The following is a 17,905-nucleotide window of genomic DNA, read 5'->3' as shown; positions in this document are numbered from 1 at the left end:
AATATATTGAATTTCTGTATAATGGTTTTAAAAGGTCAATTGAAATTGGTATGTATGTAACTTTTAATGGAAATATACTGCTGTAAATTGTTCTCCCTTTATCCTTTATATCTATACCAAATTTGTACTCCTTTGGCTCTGGAACATTTATATTTAAAATTATCTCCCTTTCTCTTTCTGGTAATACCTGTAAACTTGTCTTCCCTAAAATACCAAGTTTTTCTTCATATAATTCTAAATCCAGCAATCTTTCTTTTGAACTTAAATTTTTCAAATTTCCTTTTATTTTCACATTTAATTTTTCATCTTTTTTCTCTGTATCAATTATGTTTATGTCCTTAAATTCAACAGCATATAATGATAGGTCAATATTCTCAAGTTTTACAGGAATAAAAGCAAATGGATTATGAAATTGTCCTTTCTCTGCAATTGAACTTTCTTCTCTCGAAGGCAAATCAACCCTTCTATTTCTTGCAAAATTCAAAGATATATCATTTTTTATTCTTTCAAGTGTTAAAGAAGAATATGGAATGACTATCTCAACTATCCATTTACCTTTTTCTATCAAACTTCCTGTATATAATTTAAAATCTTTTACCTCTGAACCAACAAATCCACTTTGTGTCCTGAATTTAACTCCATAATAACCACCCGGATTGAATAAAAAGTGGTAATAATCTCCTTTATTATTATCAGTATCAAGCATTATCTCAACACTATCATCTCTATATACTTTTAATGAGTTCTCTTTTATTTCATTTTTTAGTTTTTCAATATTCGGCTCGTCGCATATAAAAGCAAAATAGAGGTTATCTGTATCATAATTAAAGATAACCTTAGTTTGAACAGGTGATAAATTTGTTGAATTTATTAAATTAAAATTTGTAAATACTTTCCCTTTTTTCCATATATCTTCATCAAGTTTTCCATCAAGTTTAATTTTTTTTTCCGTGTCTCCTTTGTATTCTTTAAAAATTTCTTCCGCACTTAAAGCACCTTTATATATCTTTACTTCATCTATCACTCCTTTAAATCCATAAGCATAACCACCAAGATAAGCCCCAACTGTCAAAAATCTATTTGAAGGGATAATATCAAACTTTTTATCACTTTCTGCAACCTTTTTACTATTTAAATATAAAGATAAAATACCTTCTTCATTTCTTACAACAACTATATGATTCCATTCATCAAGATTAACCTTATCTATACTTGGATTTGTTTTAACTTCCCAGTATTCTCCTTTCCCTTCTGCATCTCTTTTTCCAGTCCCTGTTCTGAATAGTATCGTCCTCCATGTATATGTAAGCCGCCATCCAGGTCCTATATCTCCTGCTGTATTTAATATTTCCTGCTGTTTATTATGTTCTTTTGTTGAATCTGGTTTTATCCATACACTTATTGTAAATGGTCCTCCTTCAAAATTCTGAAAAAATTTATCCTTTGCTAAATCTTTAAAAATTATACATTCTGCTTCTTTTTCTTTCCCATAAAAATATATACCTTTTCCAACTTTTCCTTCTACAAATTTTCCACCTTTCAACTCTCCAACTCTATTTCCAACTATATCCTTTACCTCTTCATTTTCAAAATTTAAGTAAAAAACAAGTTTTGCATCTCCAAAACATAAAAAAATAATAAAAAAGAAAAAAACAAATACTCTTTTGAACATATCTCCTCCCTGTTATTTATGGATTATAACCACCACTAGGTAATACAAATCCTCTTCTTAATGGAGTATTTGGTCCCTGTCCTTTTGCTATATTTAAAGAACTTGCTGACCTTCCTTCAACATGTCCATCTACATATAAAATATTACAGATGTCATTTATATGCTTAAAACAATTATAAATATTACCGGTCTGGGAATGTTTATAATAATAATACATATAGGATATACTATGTTGATCAGGAGCTGCACCATCTGTCACCCATATTGCAACTGAAGGATTTCTAACCTTGTTCATCTTTTTTAAATAAGGACCATAAGTTGGATCAGGGATATATCCATCGCTACTTGTAGTATAACTTCCAACAAGCCAAATATTTATATGGTAATGAGTATAAGTAAATGGTCTTCTTTCACTTGGACAACGTAATGCTTTACCTTTTGTATGACGTTCATAATTTCCGACTCCAATATATACACCATAATCTAATGGAGTATATTTTTTATCAGTTCCTCCATATCCTTTCCCATAATTTCCAAGTAATTCAAACCAAGGTTGTAATGAAACAACTCCATCCGAATAATCAGGATAAGGTGTTCTTGCGGGTAAAAACCATCCATCATGGTCTTCTGTATACATCCATAGAGCATGCCAGATCTGTTTTAAATTACTCATACAAACTGCCTGTCTTGCCCTTTCTCTTGCTTTACTTAATGCTGGAAGTAACATCGCTGCCAAAATTGCGATTATTGCCACCACAACAAGCAACTCTATCAAAGTAAACCCTCTTTTCTTCATACCACACCTCCTTTTTTATTTTCATCTTTATAAATTTAACTTTAAAATTTAATTATAGTCAAGAGAAATTTATGTAATTTTTTGCTGTTTTTTGTAATTTTTTGCTCTTTTATATAATTTTTCTATATTGTGCTGGAGTTATCCCAAATTTTTTCTTGCTTTCCATTTCCCACCTCAAAGGTGGGAATAGGAAAAATTTTTTAATAAATTTTGTTATGCTAAAATAAATTCAAAAAGGAGTGAAAATGAGAGGATATAGTGTTTTTTATATGGATAAAGAAAAGTTTGAAATAAGGGAACATGAAATTGAAGATGTAAAGAATGACGAAGTTATGATTAAATGTCTTGCAAATGGTATATGTATGTGGGAATCATCTCTTTTTGCTGGTATAGAAAAATTACCAGAAAATTCGATTATAGGACATGAAGGAATTGGAGTTGTAGTTGAAAAAGGGAAAGAAGTTAAAAATATCAAAGAAGGTGATTATGTGGTCTGCTTTAACTGGAGTTTATACCAGAAAATGAAAGAAAAAGATGTTAAAAAATTTTCTATAAAAGTTGATGACCCTGCAAAATATATAGTTGAACCAGTTGCCTGTGTCTTAAATGCTATTAATTTTTATTCTGTTTCACCTGGGGATAAAATTGCTTTAATTGGTGCTGGTTTTATGGGACTTTTAAATCTTCAAGGACTTTCCGGTTTTCCTGTTGAAGAAATTGTCGTCTTTGATATAAAAGAATATAATCTTAAACTTGCAGAAGAGTATGGAGCAACTGAAACAGTGAATATTAAGAAAGGATTTGATATTGAAAAGTACAGAAATAGATTTGATATTGTAATTGAATGTGCAGGAGTTCAGGAAGCTTTAAATCTCGCGGAAGAAATAATAAATAAAGCAGGTAAACTTGCGATTTTTTCATGGCATCACGGAGAAAGAACTGTGAATGCAGGTTTGTGGCATTCAAAAGGTCTGCATATATTAAACCCTTCTCCTGTAATGGGAATTAAAAGAAATATGGATAACTTTGAAAGAGGAATAAAACTTCTTGAAAATAGAAAATTTAACCTTGAAAAACTGATTACACACAGATTTTCAGTTAAAGAAATAGATAAAGCAATGAGAACAACACTTGAAAAACCCGAAGGATATATAAAAGCAGTTCTTCTTTTTGAATAAAGAAATTAAATCAATTTTGAAAGTTTTTCTATAAGAATTCTATTTTCTTCTTCTGTTCCTATAGTAATTCTGACATATTCGTTTGATAGTCCAAAACTTTTCATTCCCCGTACTATTACACCGGCCTTTTCAAGTTCTTTTACTATAAAAGTTGCATCTCCTTTAAATCTGCAAAGTATAAAATTCGCTTCAGTAGGTATATAATCAATCCCCAGTTTTTTAAAATTTTCATAAAGGAACTTTTTTCCTTTTATATTATTTTCAATTGATTTTTTAACAAAATCCATATCTTTTAATGCAGTTATAGCAGCAATCTGTGCAATACCTGTTGTATTAAAAGGGGGTCTAATTCTTTCCATATAATTTAAAATCTCACTTTTCCCTATTCCGTATCCAATCCTTAAAGAAGCAAGTCCATAAATTTTTGAAAAACTTCTTGTAATTACAATATTTTTTTCTTTGTAATATGGAAAACACGTTCCAAAATTTTTATCCTCAACATATTCAAAGTATGCTTCATCAGAAATCACAATAATATTATCAGGAATTTTATTCAGAAATCTTTCAAGTTGGTTTTTATATAAAATTGTTCCTGTTGGATTATTTGGATTACATAAAATTATCACTTTTGTCTTTGAATTAATTTTTTCCAGAATTCTATCAATGTTGTAAGAAAAATCATTTTCAAGGTGAACTTCAACGGGAACTCCCCCAACCTTTAAAACCAGAATTCTGTAAATAATGAAAGATGGAAATGGATAAATTACTTCTTCACCAGGATTTACAAATGCTTCAATAGCAAGTGATATAACTTCACTTGAACCACTGCCAAGAATTATTTCATCTTCAGATATATTAAGAAAATTTGCCAGTTCTTTTTTCAGATAATATCCAGAACCATCAGGATATCTGTTTATATCATCAAGATTTTCTTTTATTACTTCTTTTACCTTCGGAGAATATCCAAGAGGATTTTCGTTTGAAGCAAGTTTTATTATTCTGTCAATATTGTAAATTCTTTTAACTTCATCAATAGGTTTACCCGGAACATAAGGAGCAATTTCTTTTAATTCTTTTCTTACAAGTTTTTCAATATTATTTTTCATATTTAACCCCTATTTTTTCTTTTACTTCATAAATCGTTTTAATTGCTGTTTCTCTTGCTTTCTTGCTTCCTTCCAAAAGTATCTCCATCAAATCTTTCTTATTTTTCTCAATTTTCTCTCTTTTTTTTCTTATTTCTTCAAGATATTCAACAATCTTTTTCCCAAGTTCTTTTTTACAATCAGTACATCCAATTACAGCACCTTTACAATCCTTTTCTATCTCCCCTACTCTTTTTTCATTAAAAATTTTATGATAGGCAAAAACAGGACAGGTTTCAGGATGTCCTGGGTCTCTTCTGTAAATTCTTTTAGGGTCTGTAAACATTTTACTTACCTTTTCTTCTATAATTTCTGGGCTATCTTTTAAAAAAATACAGTTATTATATGACTTACTCATTTTTCTTCCATCTGTTCCTGGAATTTTTGGTGTTTCTGTTAAAAGAGGTTCAGGTTCAGGGAATGTTTCTCCATATAAATAATTAAACTTTCTTGCTATTTCTCTTGTCAACTCAAGATGAGGAAGTTGGTCAATCCCTATTGGAACAAAGTTTGCCTTATAAATCAAAATATCTGCTGCCTGTAATACCGGGTAACCTAAAAACCCATAAGTATGCAGTTCCTTATCTTTCAATTCTTCTATCTGTTCTTTATAAACTGGATTTCTTTCAAGATAAGGAATAGGAACAATCATTGAAAATATTAAATGTAACTCAGTATGCTCAGGTACAAGAGATTGAATGAAAATTGTTGACTTTTCCGGGTCAAGTCCAGAAGAGATAAAATCAATAGCCATTTCTTCTACATATTCTTTTATTTTACGGGGATTTGCATATTCTGTACTTAAAGCATGATAATCAGCAATCATATAGAAACATTTATATCCTTCATCCTGTAATTTTTTCCAGTTTTTTAAAGCGCCAAATAAATGTCCTATGTGTAAAGGTCCGGTTGGTCTCATACCACTTAAAATTATTTTTTTCACTTTTAACTCCTGAACTTATTAACTTATGAACTTCTTAATTTCTTAATTTGTTTTTAAAATAAAAGTATTCCATAAGTACATCCCTGTGGTCAAAAGCAATATTTTCGGGTAAATTTTTTTCATTAAAAACTGAAGCATTTTTTGCATCATCTCCACTTTTTAAATATCCTTTACCTTTTGCTGTAAAAACGGTTGTTATTGTATGAAATCTTGGGTCTCTCCCTGGTTTTGAATATGTCTTAAACTGTCTCAAATCTTCAAGTTCAAGTCCTGTTTCTTCTTTTGCCTCTCTAATTGCAGTTTCTTCACAACTTTCTCCATATTCAACAAAACCCCCTGGTATTGCCCAGCCAAAAGGATAATTTTTTCTTTCTATTAAAACTATTCCATCATTATATTCAATTATTATATCAACTGTGGGAATTGGATTTTTATACGTCTTTTTAGTCAAATTTTTCAAATACTCTTCAAAAACATTACAAAAATTCTCGTAATCTCTCTTTTTAAAAAGTACAAAGTTTATTTCATCTGTTTCAAATTTACCCGATAAATATCTTAATGTTTCCCTTACCATAATCTCTGCAATTTTTTTACTATCAAGTTTTCCTGTTCCGCAACCAATAGCAGGAAAAGAAATAGTTTTTATCTTCAAATCATTACAGAGTTTAAAAGAGTTTTCCATACATTTTTTTATTACATCATAATCTGACTTAAAATCCATATCCATTGTTACTGCGTGAATTATATATTTTGAAAGTAATTTACCGGAATCTGTATAAATACAATACCCGGGCTGTACTCTTCCTTTCCGCTTTGCCATTTTTTCAATTTCATTTCCACCTTTTTCTTTTATTTTTTTTGCAAGTCCACCACCCATAGTAAAATTTGTATTTGAAGGATTTACAATAGCATCAACTTTTTCCTCAAGAATATCTCCTTTTTTAACGCAGATTTTTACACCCATTAAAAAAAATATAATCTTTTCCATAAAGTTATTATAACATAATTAAACTCAGGATTGTAAATCTTTACTGAATCCCATTTACTTTTTTATTTTGTTATATTTTGTTTTTATTGTCAACTACGGTTCTTTCTTAAAGGGGTTTAAACCCCTTTAAAATCCTCAATAGGTATCAACTCCCCTAAATAGGTGGCTCACCATCTCGCCACCCGTGCTAATCGGTGCTCCTTATTCGTCGCACCAGCACCCCCTCAATCTTTGAGGGGGACTTAAGGTATTTTTATTTGTTCTGGGCAAAAAACGCCAGAAAAAACACTTGGAATTTTTCAAATTCCAATGTTTTATACCTGTAGTTGAGCAAGTATTTACTTGGGATTTAAGAAATAATTTTACTTATATTTTAGGAAGTTGTATATCTTTTGCATTATTATATTTTCCAGAATGGTCTTTATAAGATTTTTCACATATTTCATCTGCAGATAAAAATATAACCTGGCCAATCCCTTCTCCAGCATAAACTTCACCTTCAACAGGAGTTAGATTTGCTATTTGTATTGTAATAAATCCTTCCCATTCTGGCTCAAGAGGGGTTACATTTATAATTATTCCACATCTTGCATAAGTAGATTTTCCAAAACAAATTCCAATTACTTCCCTTGGAATTCTAAAATATTCAACACTTTTCCCAAGAACAAAACTATTTGGAGGAATCTTGCAAACATTTCCTTTATATTTTTCAAAATCATTTTCTGTTATTTGTTTTGGAGATGCAATTTTACCTTTAAAAATCAAAAATTCATTTGAAATTGTAAAATCATATCCATAAGAGGAAAGTCCAAAAGAAATTCCTTTTTTAATCTTTTCAGGAAAAAATGGCTCTATCATACCTTTCTGAGCCATTTTTTTAATCCATTTATCTGACTTGACCATTTTGAAAAATTAGATTAAGAGCCACCTCGGGGATTTGAACCCCGGACCTGAGCATTACAAGTGCCCTGCTCTACCGCTGAGCTAAGGTGGCTTTAATTTTAATTTATTATAGAAAAATTCATCCTTCTTGTCAACTCAAAGGCCAAGTTCTACAGCAATTTTTTTCATACTTTCAAGTGATAGAGAAAGAAATTCATCAAGTTTAATTCCCAGTGTCTCACATGTTTTTATCTGTTCTCTGTTGGCTCCCTTTGCAAAACTTTTTTCTTTAAATCTATTTTTCAAAAATTCAATATCTATAATTTCAAGTTTCTTTTCAGGTCTTATAAGTACACAGGCAACAATAAACCCACTAACAGGGTCAACTGCATATAAAGATTTTTCAATTTTTGTTTCTGGATTTTTCTTTTCAGCATGAGCAAGAATTGCATTCTTTATTTCTTCATTTACACTGTCACCCAGCATTTCAATAGTTTTTAAACCATGAATTTCAGGATTATCTTTTGTATATTCATAATCAAGGTCATGAAGTAAACCAGCAAGTCCCCAGATTTCTTCATTTTCACCAAAATATTTAGCCAGTTTTCTCATAATTGCTTCACACGCAAGAGAGTGTTTTATGAGATTTTTATTTGAAATATATTTTTTCAAAAGTTCAAAACCATCATCCCTTGTCATTTTAATTTCCTTTTTTTTATAGTATATCATAATGATTTTTCAAAAATAAATTTTTATTTTTTTAAAATTGACTGCTTTTAAAAATAAAGATTAAAATTTAATCATGAAATTTTTACTTCAATTTTTCTTGTCCGGCTTTCTTGTAGGAATAAGTTTTTGTGGATTTCATTGTTGTTTTTTACTTTTTCCTGTGGTTATAAAAGAATCAGATAACTGGAAAGGAGGAATCAAAATTGCTTCTTTATTCAGCATAAGCAAGATTTTTATTTATGGATTTATTGGAGGACTTGCTTCTTATTTTGGAAATTATATTCAGAGTATTATTCAAAAAGAAGTTTTTTCATATATATCAGGTTTAATTCTTATTTTAATAGGTATACTTTTTTTATTTCCTTCAAAAAAATATGTAAAAGTTTTTAAAACATCTACACCTATATTTTTAGGAATTATAGAAGGAATAACTCCATGCGCTCCTTTAATAGGATTAATTTTTTATATTGCATATTTAAATAAAGGTATTTTTTTCGGTTTTTCTGCTGGTTTTCTATTTGCTCTCAGTTCTATAATTTTCCCTGTGCTGTTAATAATTGGTTTTATTCCATATTTTTTACAGAAAATCCTTTTTCATTCAAAGGTGAAAGTTTTGTTTAAATTTTTAGGCTTTTTAATTTTTATTTACTGGGGAATAAACTTAATTCTTCATAAATTTTGAAAAAATAAAATCAAAAATTTATAATTTCCCAGAAAACTTTTTTAGGTTTATGATAAATGTCAAATAAAAGAGGAAAGTTTTTTCTACCTTTAACAGGGAAATAATCAAGCCATGTAATATCATCTGCAACTCCCCAGAAAGTAACACCAGTGATTAGATTTTTATGTTTTCTTAAAATTTCAAATACTTTTTTGTAAAGTTCTATCTGCTTTTTTATTCTTTCTTCAGGAACTTCTTCAATGGAATTAAATTTTTCATTTTTATCAAGATATATTGAAATGTCAAACTCTGTAATCTGTATCTGAACACCAAGTGTAGAGAATTTCTTAATACTCTCTTCTAAATCTTCTGGCGTTATTCCATATAATCCCCAGTGTGCCTGAATGCCTATCCCTCCAACAGGAATTCCTTTTTCTTTCAGTTTTTTAATCAATTGATATGCCTTTTCTCTTTTAGATGGTAATTCCAGATTATAATCATTATAAAACAAAATAGCATCTGGGTCTACTTCATGAGCCCAAATAAATGCTTTTTCTATAACCTCTTCTCCTCCAATTTTGTACCATGGCTCATCTCTTAAAAACTCTCCTTCTTTGTCTGAAATTGCCTCATTTACAACATCCCATGCATAAACTTTACCTTTATAATATCCAACAACAGTTTTAATATGTTCATAAAGTCGTTTCAAAAGTGTATCCTTATCTATCCAGTTCCCCTTTTCATCTTTAAAAACCCATTCAGGAACCTGAATATGCCAAACAAGTGTATGCCCTCTTATTTTCATTTTGTTTTCAATTGCGAAATTTATTATTTTATCTGCATCTTCAAAATTATATTTATTAGGTAAAGGATGAATTAAACCCCATTTTGTATGATTTTCAGGAGTTATACTATTAAAATGTTTTTTCAGTAAATCCGCATGAGAAACTACAGTTTTTAAGTTAACTGCTGCTCCAATTGGAAAATAATCTTTATATACTTCACATAAAGAAGGTATTTGTTTATCCATTTCTCCTCCATTTTTACTTTGGGCAAAAAGAAATGTTGTTAAAATAAAATATATAGAAATAGTTATGTTTTTCATTTAAAATCATTTTTCAAAAAATTTATTCCAGTTTCTCGGTTTTCTATTTTTCACCTTTTGATATACATAGGCAGCGATTATTGGAAATGCAACTGTAACTTCAGAATAAATCATTTCTGTATTTGGAAAATCAACTTTACCCCATGAATGTGCTTCTTTTAATGTTGAACTTGAAAGTGCTCCATCTCTAACATCCGCAACAGTAATCTGAATTGCATATTTATGCATTGGAACTGTTTTATTTAAAACATCGGCACAGACAACTATATCCTGTGTAAAGTTTTTAGGAACCCCTCCACCAAGCATTACAACCCCTGTTTGATTTGCAGCAATTTTCAATTCTGTAAGTTCTTTAAAGTCCTTCACAGAATCAATTGAAACATGTTTTTCTGGATGTTTTATTTGATGATAAACAAGCCCAAACCCAGCAGAACAATCTGAAAAAGCAGGAACAAAAATAGGAACATTTTTTTCATAGCAAGCAAGTACAACTGAATCATCGCTTTTAATTCCTTTCTCTTTTAAATATCTCCCCATCTCCTTTATAAACTCTCTTGATGAATAAGGTTTTGGTTCAAGTTTTTCTGCAATTTCAGCAACAGTCATATCACAAATTCTTAATTCGTCTTCATCAATATAAGTATCATATATTCTGTCTATATGAAGTTTATTAAGTTCTCTATCGTCAACATCAGGACTTCCTATATAATGTCTAAAACCCAATGCTTCAAAAAAATCCTGGTCAACTATTATTGCTCCTGTAGAAACAATTATATCAACAAGATTATTTCTTACCAGATCACATACAGCATTCTTAAGTCCTGCACTGAAAAGGGAACCTGCAAGAGTTAAAATTACAGTTACCTCCTCATCTTTAAGCATTTTCTCATAAAGTAAAGCACCATATGCAAGAGTTCTTGCTGAAAAAGACATTCTGGAATACATTTCAACTATTGGAATTGCATCTATTTTTTTAATATCAACATGTTCAACAGGAATTTTCAAATAATTTTTTTTACTTTTTTTCATTTTGCCTCCTTTTGATTTTAAATTGAAATTTCTTCGCTATTGATTTTACTACAATTTATTTAACTTGTAAATTTCATAAATCCTTTCCATCTACTTTCTTATGAAGTTCTTCTATTGTTATGGATAAAGGTGTGAAGTTTTCTTTTATAATTAATTCCTGAATGAATAAAATAAGTTTTTCAAGAGTAGAACGATATTTTGAATTTTTCAGAGTATAATCAAAAGTATTATGGGTAATTGAAACAATACTTTTTACAGGTGGATTTTCTTTTTTCAATCTTTTCAAAACATTTTCAATAGTCACTATATGTTCTGAAATATCACCCCATTCAATCCTCAATTCATAAGAAGTTCCATCTATCCTTTTTTTTCTAAATGGGTCAACAGTTACTGGGACTTCAAAAAAATCTAATTTCCCCTCAATCAATCTTGATTTTTCATTCGTATGATGTGGGTCAAGTAAAGCACCTTCCCAATCAGTAAAAAATTTTTCCATTTTACGATAAGGACTAGATACGCTTCCCTGAAAAAAACCGAGTTTTAAAAGTAAAGGAAAGGTATAATCATTTGCAGAAAAATTTCCGGGTCTAAAACTTCTGGGTTCAAAACCAGCTGATTGTATCCATTTTTCTCTATTTTCTTTTAATACCTTTTCCTGTTCTTCTTTCCTCATCTGTCCCATATATAATTTCTTTTTATTACTGTCATCAAATGGATGTAAATGCATACCAATTTCAAAATTTTTATTTTTTTCTGAAAATACATTAAATTTTTTCTGAATAACTTCTGGAGTTACAAAAAAAGTTGCTTTTTGACAGTGCTTTGTCAGTACTTCAAGAAATCCATTAACAGATTTTTCAGCAATTTCCCAGTTTTCAGGACCACCAAAAGGACTTTTAGGAAACTCACAATCCATTGTCCAGATTATATGTATTATTTTTTCCATAATTTAAGTCAGTTTCTATTGCCAATCATTTAATGGGATTAATGAAGGGGTAAAAGGAGAAAATTTATTACCCGGTTTTAAAGGGACTAATATTACTGAAATCCTCAAATTATCAGTATTTTTAAAATTAAGAGCAATTTTTTTAATTCCTTTGTTTTCATTCTGACCTGTTGGATTTGGAGAAGAAGAAAGTGGTTTTGCATCCATTATTAAAAATTGAGCATCTGACGGAGAAATAACTTTAACTTTCAATTCTGTATTTTTTTGTTTTAAAATAACTTCTTTTTTGCTTTCCCCTATTTCAATATCACAACCTGTATGTAAAAACCACCATATCTCTCCTTTTTCTTTCAATTCAATCTCATCCTGTATGAGTAAAAATTTTTCTTTTTTGTTAAGCAAGATTCCTCTCTTTACACTTTTAGCATATTTTCTATAAGCATCCGTCAAATCAGAAATTGCAAAAGAATACTCATTTTTGGAACCAAAATTTACTATTTTTGATATTGCATCTGGTTCCTGGTCAAATTTTTCTGAAGGATTGATAACAATTGTATTATGTCCTTCAGCCCTTAATCTGTAAAAATCCCATCTATTCTTACCGAAATAACCTGGCAAATTATAATTATCAAGACCCAAATCAATAATCCATCTGTAACCATAAGCATCAAAAACAAAACTGCCTATATCAAGATGAGAGTGATTAAAATTATTTCTACCTCCTTTAAATCCAACAAATAAAGCATCCCTGTTATTCCATGAAGTCCTCATTGTAACAACTTCTACATATCTGAAATATTTATCTAATGGCAAATTTTCTTTTTCCGAGTCAGAATAATCCGTAAACCAGATTAAATCAAGAGGATGGTATCTTGGGTATTTAATTGGATACCAGGCAAAAACAGGCTTTTTAAATTTTTTTGATAAGTAAAATAACTGGGAACTTCTTACTGGTCCGTCACCACTATCTGCAAAATTAAAAGTTTTATCAACAGGTCCGGTTATATATATCGGGAAAAATCCTGTTTCAGATACACCTTCATAATTCCAGAAATCAAAATTATAATTTATACAGTTATCAAGATAAGTAAGAAAGATAAAATTATATTCAGTTGCATAAGCCCAATATCCAGGGCCTTCTCCCCAACCACCATCAGGAGCAAATTCTTTCATTGCAAGGGGTAATGATTTCATAATATTATCAAGAATTTTTGAACATATTTCAGGATATTCATCTAAAAGAGAAAGACATGCAATCCCAATTCCACCATTACATACCTGATTCCAGTTATGTTTTGACCTTGTCCACCAGCCATAAGGAATTTTCCCTTCATAACAATCCAAAGCGACCTTCAATGCCTTATTTAAAAGTGCTTCTCGTATTATCTTTCTCTGGTCCTCTGTCCAGTCATAATAACACCAGTCATAAGCAATTGCAAAAGCATGAGCCATTTCCGCAGTATCAAGAAAATGTTTTGGATTCCAGTCAGGAAAATTTCCTGCGGTATAGATTTCATTCCATAATCTTTCTAAATATTTCTTATTTCCCTCAATTTTATAAACAAGTGAAAGTGTATAAACTCTGTTTAGAACTTTTATTGAAACATAAAGCAATCTCAATCCATCTGGAATTTCATATTTTGAAACAGGTTCATCACAGATTTTTTCTGCATTTTCCTTTATCTTTACATAAATTTTTTTGCAAGTATCATCATTTTTTATTAGAGTTTTTATATCTTCAACAACTTTATCATTTAAAATCAATCTCGGTCTTTCTTTTTTCAGATTATTCATCCAGTCAAAATTTTCAGCCATTATAAATTGCTCCATTAGAAATAAAAAAATAATAAAAACAAAATTTTTCACAGATATAAGTTTAATATATGAAAATTTTTTGTCAAAAATCAATTTGACATAAAGAGGATAAAATTATAAATTTAAAGGCAAAAATGGAAAGTATATATAATTTAAGTCATTTTAAACTTTTTTTGCTGGAATTATATGCTTTTTTAATTGGTGTCTCAAAAACAGGGATTCCAGGAGTTGGTATTCTTGCAATTCCTTTAACTGCTATGATTTTACCTGCAAAAGCATCCACTGGTTTGATTTTACCTATGCTTATAATGGGAGATATATTTGCAGTAACTTATTATAGAAGAAAAGCGGTTTGGAAGTATATCCTTCGTCTTTTACCATTTGCCGCAACTGGAATAATTATAGGATATTTTTTAATGGGAAAAATAAATGATAAACAGTTGAGCAAATTTATTGGTCTTGTAATTCTTACAATTCTTTTTCTAAACTGGTGGTGGAATAAAAAAGAAATTAAAGTACCTGAAAAATTTTATTTTGCTGTAATAATGGGACTTTTTGCCGGAATTACAACAATGATGGCAAATGCAGCAGGACCAATTTTAATAATTTATTTACTTGCAATGAAACTACCAAAGACAGAATTTGTTGGAACAGGAGCATGGTATTTTTTTATTTTAAACTGGTTTAAAGTCCCCTTCAGTGTAAATCTTGGACTTATAAATTTTTATTCTTTGAAACTCAATTTACTTCTATTCCCTTGTGTTTGTATTGGAGCAATTTCTGGAATATTCTTTTTAAAAAAAATCCCTCAAAAAGTATTTAATCAAATTGTCCAAATTCTTGCTTTTCTTTCTGCTTTAAAACTTATTTTTTAGAAATTAATACAATTGAAATACAAGCACAGTAATTACCTTTATCAATCCCTTCTGTTGTTTTTCCTTTTATATTTATTTTTTCTTTTTCTATACCAATTACTTCAGAAAGGGATTTTTTTATTTTTTCAGAATATGGAAGGATTTTTGGCTTTTCACATATAATCACACTATCAATATTAACTATTTCATATCTATCATCTTTTAAAAATCCAATCACTCTTTTTAATATCTCTTTACTATCTATTCCTTTTATTTTTTCATCAGTATCTGGAAAGTAATATCCAATATCGGGTCTTCCAAGTGCTCCAAGTATTGCATCACTTATTGAATGAATTAAAACATCTCCATCACTATGTCCAATAAGCCCTTTTTCATAAGGAATTTCAATACCTCCAATTATAAATTTTCTTCCTTCAGCAAACTTATGAATATCAAAACCAATCCCTGTTTTATACATTTTCAATTAATCAGTAAATTCTGGTAAATATTCCTTTTCTTTTTCAAACATTTCATCAACCATATTTTTTATTTCTTCAAGTGATAATACTGCTCCTGTTAAAGGGTCAAGTGCAACTGCTTGATATACAAGTGATTTTTTTCTTTTAATTGCTGCCTCAACAGTAATTTCCTGAACATTTATATTTAATCTGTTTAAAGAAGCACACTGGATTGGTAAATTTCCAACTTTTGCAGGCCTTATATTTCCTTTTTCTGCATAGCATGGAACTTCAACACAGCATCCATAAGGTAAATTATCTATTATTTCATCATTCAAAACATTTCCGTTAAATCTTAAAATACATCCAGTTTCAAGTGCATGGATTATATATGAACAATATTCGTTACTCCTTGATATTTCAATTTTTTCTTTACCCTCTGCCTCTTTTTTTAATTTTTCAGTTGCAGGGTCATAAGCATTCTTACAAACATCAAGATATATCCATCCATGCGTATTGAATTTATTTATAAGTTCTTTCTTTTTGTTGAAATATGGAACATATTCAGCCATATGAAAACTTGACTCACTTACAAAATATCCAAAATGTTTCATTATTTCAAATCTCACAGGGTCTTTTTTGAAAATTTCAGGGTTTTTCATTGCTTCAAATAATTCAGGATAAAGGTCTTTTCCATTTCTTTTAAATTCAAGAAACCATGACATATGATTTATTCCTGCTGCCCAGTAATAAACTTCTTCATAGGGTACTCCTATATAACTTGATAATTGCCAGGCAGTTCCCTGAATACTGTGACAAAGTCCAACAACTTTTTTATGTCCGTATTTTATCATTGCCCATGTATTCATTGCCATTGGATTTGTATAATTCAAAAACCATGCATCCGGACATAATTTTTTAATATCCTCACATATTTCAAGTAAAACTGGAATTGTTCTTAAAGCATAAAATACACCACCTGGACCAACTGTATCTCCGACTGCCTGATGAACCCCATATTTCCTCGGAATAGAAACATCAAGTTCAAATGCTTCAAGTCCTCCTACTCTGATTGTATTTATAATATAGTCAGAATTTTTAATAACATCTTTTCTATCAGTTGAAGATAAAATTTCAATTTTTAAATTTTCCTGTTTTTTTAAAGCATTTGCCCATTTTGTTATTAAATTCAATCTTTCCTCATCAATATCATTTAAAGCAAGTGTAAAATTTCTTAATTCTGGAACACTTATAATATCAATGATAAATCTTTTTGTAAATCCTAAACTTCCCGCTCCGATTATCGCTATCTTCATTTTTAACTCCTTTTAAAAATTATGTTTCCTTAACCATTTTTCACATAAAATAGTCCAGTAAGAAACTGAAAAATCATTTTCTGCAAGTCCAAGCCCATGAAGTCCTTTTTCAAAAATATGAAGTTCAAAATCAATATTTTTTTCTTTAAGGGATAGAGCAAATAAAATACTGTGCTGAACAGGAACAACATCATCATTCTGAGTATGCCAAATAAAACACGGTGGAGTATCTTTCTTGACCTGTTTTTCAGATGATAAAAATTCAAGAATTTCTTTATCTATATTTTCTCCAAGAAAATTTTTTATACAACCCTGATGGCTGTAATTTAAAAATGAAATAACAGGATAACACAGAATTAATAAATCAGGTCTTAAAGAAATTTTTTCAATCGGGTCATTCTCTTTTTTTCCATAATCAAAATGAACTCCTGTAAGAGAAGCAAGATGTCCTCCTGCAGAAAAACCAATTATTCCTATACGATTTGGGTCTATATTAAATTTTTCAGCATTATATCTTACAAATCTTATACTTCTCTGCGCATCAAGAAAGGGAACAGGATATCTGTAAGGAGAAACACGATAATCAAGAACAAATGCAGATATTCCTATTCTATTTAACCATAAAGCAATAGGTTCCTTTTCATGAGGCGCCCTAACAGAATATCCACCTCCAGGGAAAACAATTATACATGGATTATTTTTTTTATTTTCAATTAAATAAGGAGTCAATTTTGGTATATCTTCCTCTGAATTTCCTTTTGAATAAGGTATTTTATCTTCCCATATTGAGATTTTCTTTTTATTTTCCATTTAATATTTTTCCGCTATTTCTTTTGCAATTTTAACCCAGTTTGATATTCTTTCTGGTTTATTTCTGCAAGTATGTATATCCTTAAGTATTATTTCAATAACACAATTTTTTGTTTTTTCACATGCATCTGTAATTGTTTTTCTTATGTAATCATCTTCCCATGTATCTGAAGCCATAAAAGATGGATTTGGTTTCCATGAAAAAATTGCTCTTTTCCCAAGTTTTTCTGCTGCTTCTCCAATATCAACCCAGGGACTCATTGAAAGACGTCTTAATCTTGGTATATGTTTGAAAATAATATCTATTTTTTTATGCAATGGCTCACAGCATCCATAACAGTTAAATCCAAATTTACTCAAAAATCTTCCTTCATATTTTAAAGCAAATTCCTCATGCATCTGTGGAGAAACAAGAGAAAAAATTTGGGTTGTTGCATGTCCCCAAAGGTCTTTAATTCTTACATGTATTCCGTCAAAATCTGGTTGTGGTAATTGGTCTGTAAAACCAACTCCACCAGAACCAACATAGTGAGGTCCATTATTAAGAGATAAAACATTGTTTTTTTCATAAAATTCCC

Annotated in this window: 18 protein-coding genes, 1 tRNA gene and 1 pseudogene; 3 read left to right on the top strand and 17 right to left on the bottom strand. The window is 29.7% G+C overall.

Translation table 11 applies throughout. The annotated features are described in order from the left end of the window. A partial coding sequence (locus PKV21_04430) for a sugar-binding protein (GenBank protein ID HOM26734.1) occupies window positions 1–1,672 on the bottom strand: 1,672 nt, incomplete at its 3' end. A gap of 16 nt (window positions 1,673–1,688) precedes the next feature. Beyond that, the gene (locus tag PKV21_04425) at window positions 1,689–2,468 is read right to left on the bottom strand and encodes a type II secretion system protein (protein ID HOM26733.1); all 780 of its coding nucleotides are present in this window, start codon (window positions 2,466–2,468) and stop codon (window positions 1,689–1,691) included. Between the two features lie 245 nt (window positions 2,469–2,713). On the opposite strand from PKV21_04425, the gene PKV21_04420 reads away from it, so the two are divergent. Then, a complete protein-coding gene (locus tag PKV21_04420; protein HOM26732.1) occupies window positions 2,714–3,646 on the top strand; it encodes a zinc-binding dehydrogenase in 933 nt (310 codons plus the stop codon). A 5-nt stretch (window positions 3,647–3,651) separates the two neighbouring features. On the opposite strand, the gene hisC is transcribed toward PKV21_04420, so the two are convergent. The 7 genes and pseudogenes from hisC to PKV21_04385 all read right to left on the bottom strand — a co-directional run bounded on the left by hisC (window position 3,652) and on the right by PKV21_04385 (window position 8,333). After that, entirely contained in the window at window positions 3,652–4,752 is a 1,101-nt protein-coding gene (gene hisC, locus PKV21_04415; protein ID HOM26731.1) for a histidinol-phosphate transaminase, read from the bottom strand. Then, window positions 4,742–5,734, bottom strand: coding sequence for a tryptophan--tRNA ligase (gene trpS / locus PKV21_04410; protein ID HOM26730.1), 993 nt, complete (start codon window positions 5,732–5,734; stop codon window positions 4,742–4,744). The genes hisC and trpS overlap by 11 nt, the downstream gene beginning before the upstream one ends. Window positions 5,735–5,768: 34 nt before the next feature. After that, a complete protein-coding gene (locus PKV21_04405; protein HOM26729.1) occupies window positions 5,769–6,194 on the bottom strand; it encodes an NUDIX hydrolase in 426 nt (141 codons plus the stop codon). A 123-nt stretch (window positions 6,195–6,317) separates the two neighbouring features. Next, window positions 6,318–6,698, bottom strand: a pseudogene (locus tag PKV21_04400) (macro domain-containing protein). 390 nt (window positions 6,699–7,088) lie between these two features. Beyond that, entirely contained in the window at window positions 7,089–7,625 is a 537-nt protein-coding gene (gene dcd, locus PKV21_04395; GenBank protein ID HOM26728.1) for a dCTP deaminase, read from the bottom strand. A 19-nt stretch (window positions 7,626–7,644) separates the two neighbouring features. Further along, window positions 7,645–7,716, bottom strand: a tRNA-Thr gene (locus tag PKV21_04390). Between the two features lie 44 nt (window positions 7,717–7,760). Next, window positions 7,761–8,333: an HD domain-containing protein gene (locus PKV21_04385; protein ID HOM26727.1), complete on the bottom strand. Its 573-nt coding sequence runs from the start codon at window positions 8,331–8,333 to the stop codon at window positions 7,761–7,763. A 73-nt stretch (window positions 8,334–8,406) separates the two neighbouring features. On the opposite strand from PKV21_04385, the gene PKV21_04380 reads away from it, so the two are divergent. Continuing rightward, window positions 8,407–9,015, top strand: a complete 609-nt coding sequence (locus PKV21_04380) for a hypothetical protein (protein HOM26726.1) — start codon at window positions 8,407–8,409, stop codon at window positions 9,013–9,015. Window positions 9,016–9,025: 10 nt separating this feature from the next. Here PKV21_04380 and PKV21_04375 read toward each other — a convergent pair whose 3' ends face one another. The 4 genes from PKV21_04375 to PKV21_04360 form a co-directional block, all read right to left on the bottom strand. Beyond that, window positions 9,026–10,024, bottom strand: coding sequence for an endo-1,4-beta-xylanase (locus PKV21_04375; protein ID HOM26725.1), 999 nt, complete (start codon window positions 10,022–10,024; stop codon window positions 9,026–9,028). Between the two features lie 81 nt (window positions 10,025–10,105). Then, window positions 10,106–11,128, bottom strand: coding sequence for a deoxyhypusine synthase (locus tag PKV21_04370; GenBank protein ID HOM26724.1), 1,023 nt, complete (start codon window positions 11,126–11,128; stop codon window positions 10,106–10,108). Between the two features lie 73 nt (window positions 11,129–11,201). Next, window positions 11,202–12,074 carry a polysaccharide deacetylase family protein gene (locus PKV21_04365; GenBank protein ID HOM26723.1) on the bottom strand — a complete coding sequence of 291 codons (873 nt, stop codon included), beginning with the start codon at window positions 12,072–12,074 and terminating at the stop codon, window positions 11,202–11,204. A gap of 15 nt (window positions 12,075–12,089) precedes the next feature. Then, entirely contained in the window at window positions 12,090–13,904 is a 1,815-nt protein-coding gene (locus tag PKV21_04360; protein HOM26722.1) for a heparinase II/III family protein, read from the bottom strand. Between the two features lie 119 nt (window positions 13,905–14,023). Here PKV21_04360 and PKV21_04355 point away from each other — a divergent pair, with 119 nt between their 5' ends. After that, window positions 14,024–14,764: a sulfite exporter TauE/SafE family protein gene (locus tag PKV21_04355; GenBank protein HOM26721.1), complete on the top strand. Its 741-nt coding sequence runs from the start codon at window positions 14,024–14,026 to the stop codon at window positions 14,762–14,764. On the opposite strand, the gene ispF is transcribed toward PKV21_04355, so the two are convergent. From ispF to PKV21_04335, 4 genes are all read right to left on the bottom strand, one after another. Next, window positions 14,754–15,221: a 2-C-methyl-D-erythritol 2,4-cyclodiphosphate synthase gene (gene ispF / locus PKV21_04350; protein HOM26720.1), complete on the bottom strand. Its 468-nt coding sequence runs from the start codon at window positions 15,219–15,221 to the stop codon at window positions 14,754–14,756. The genes PKV21_04355 and ispF overlap by 11 nt on opposite strands. Before the next feature lie 6 nt (window positions 15,222–15,227). Beyond that, complete coding sequence (locus PKV21_04345) at window positions 15,228–16,517, bottom strand: alpha-glucosidase/alpha-galactosidase (GenBank protein ID HOM26719.1); 1,290 nt, start codon at window positions 16,515–16,517, stop codon at window positions 15,228–15,230. Window positions 16,518–16,529: 12 nt separating this feature from the next. Beyond that, a complete protein-coding gene (locus PKV21_04340; protein HOM26718.1) occupies window positions 16,530–17,327 on the bottom strand; it encodes an alpha/beta hydrolase in 798 nt (265 codons plus the stop codon). After that, the coding region (locus PKV21_04335) for a hypothetical protein (protein ID HOM26717.1) at window positions 17,328–17,905 on the bottom strand (578 nt) is incomplete at its 5' end.

The sequence above is a fragment of the bacterium genome (genome assembly GCA_035371905.1).
In the GTDB taxonomy this organism is placed as follows: Bacteria; Ratteibacteria; UBA8468; order B48-G9; family JAFGKM01; genus JAMWDI01.
This window is presented reverse-complemented; position numbering and strand designations above follow the sequence as displayed.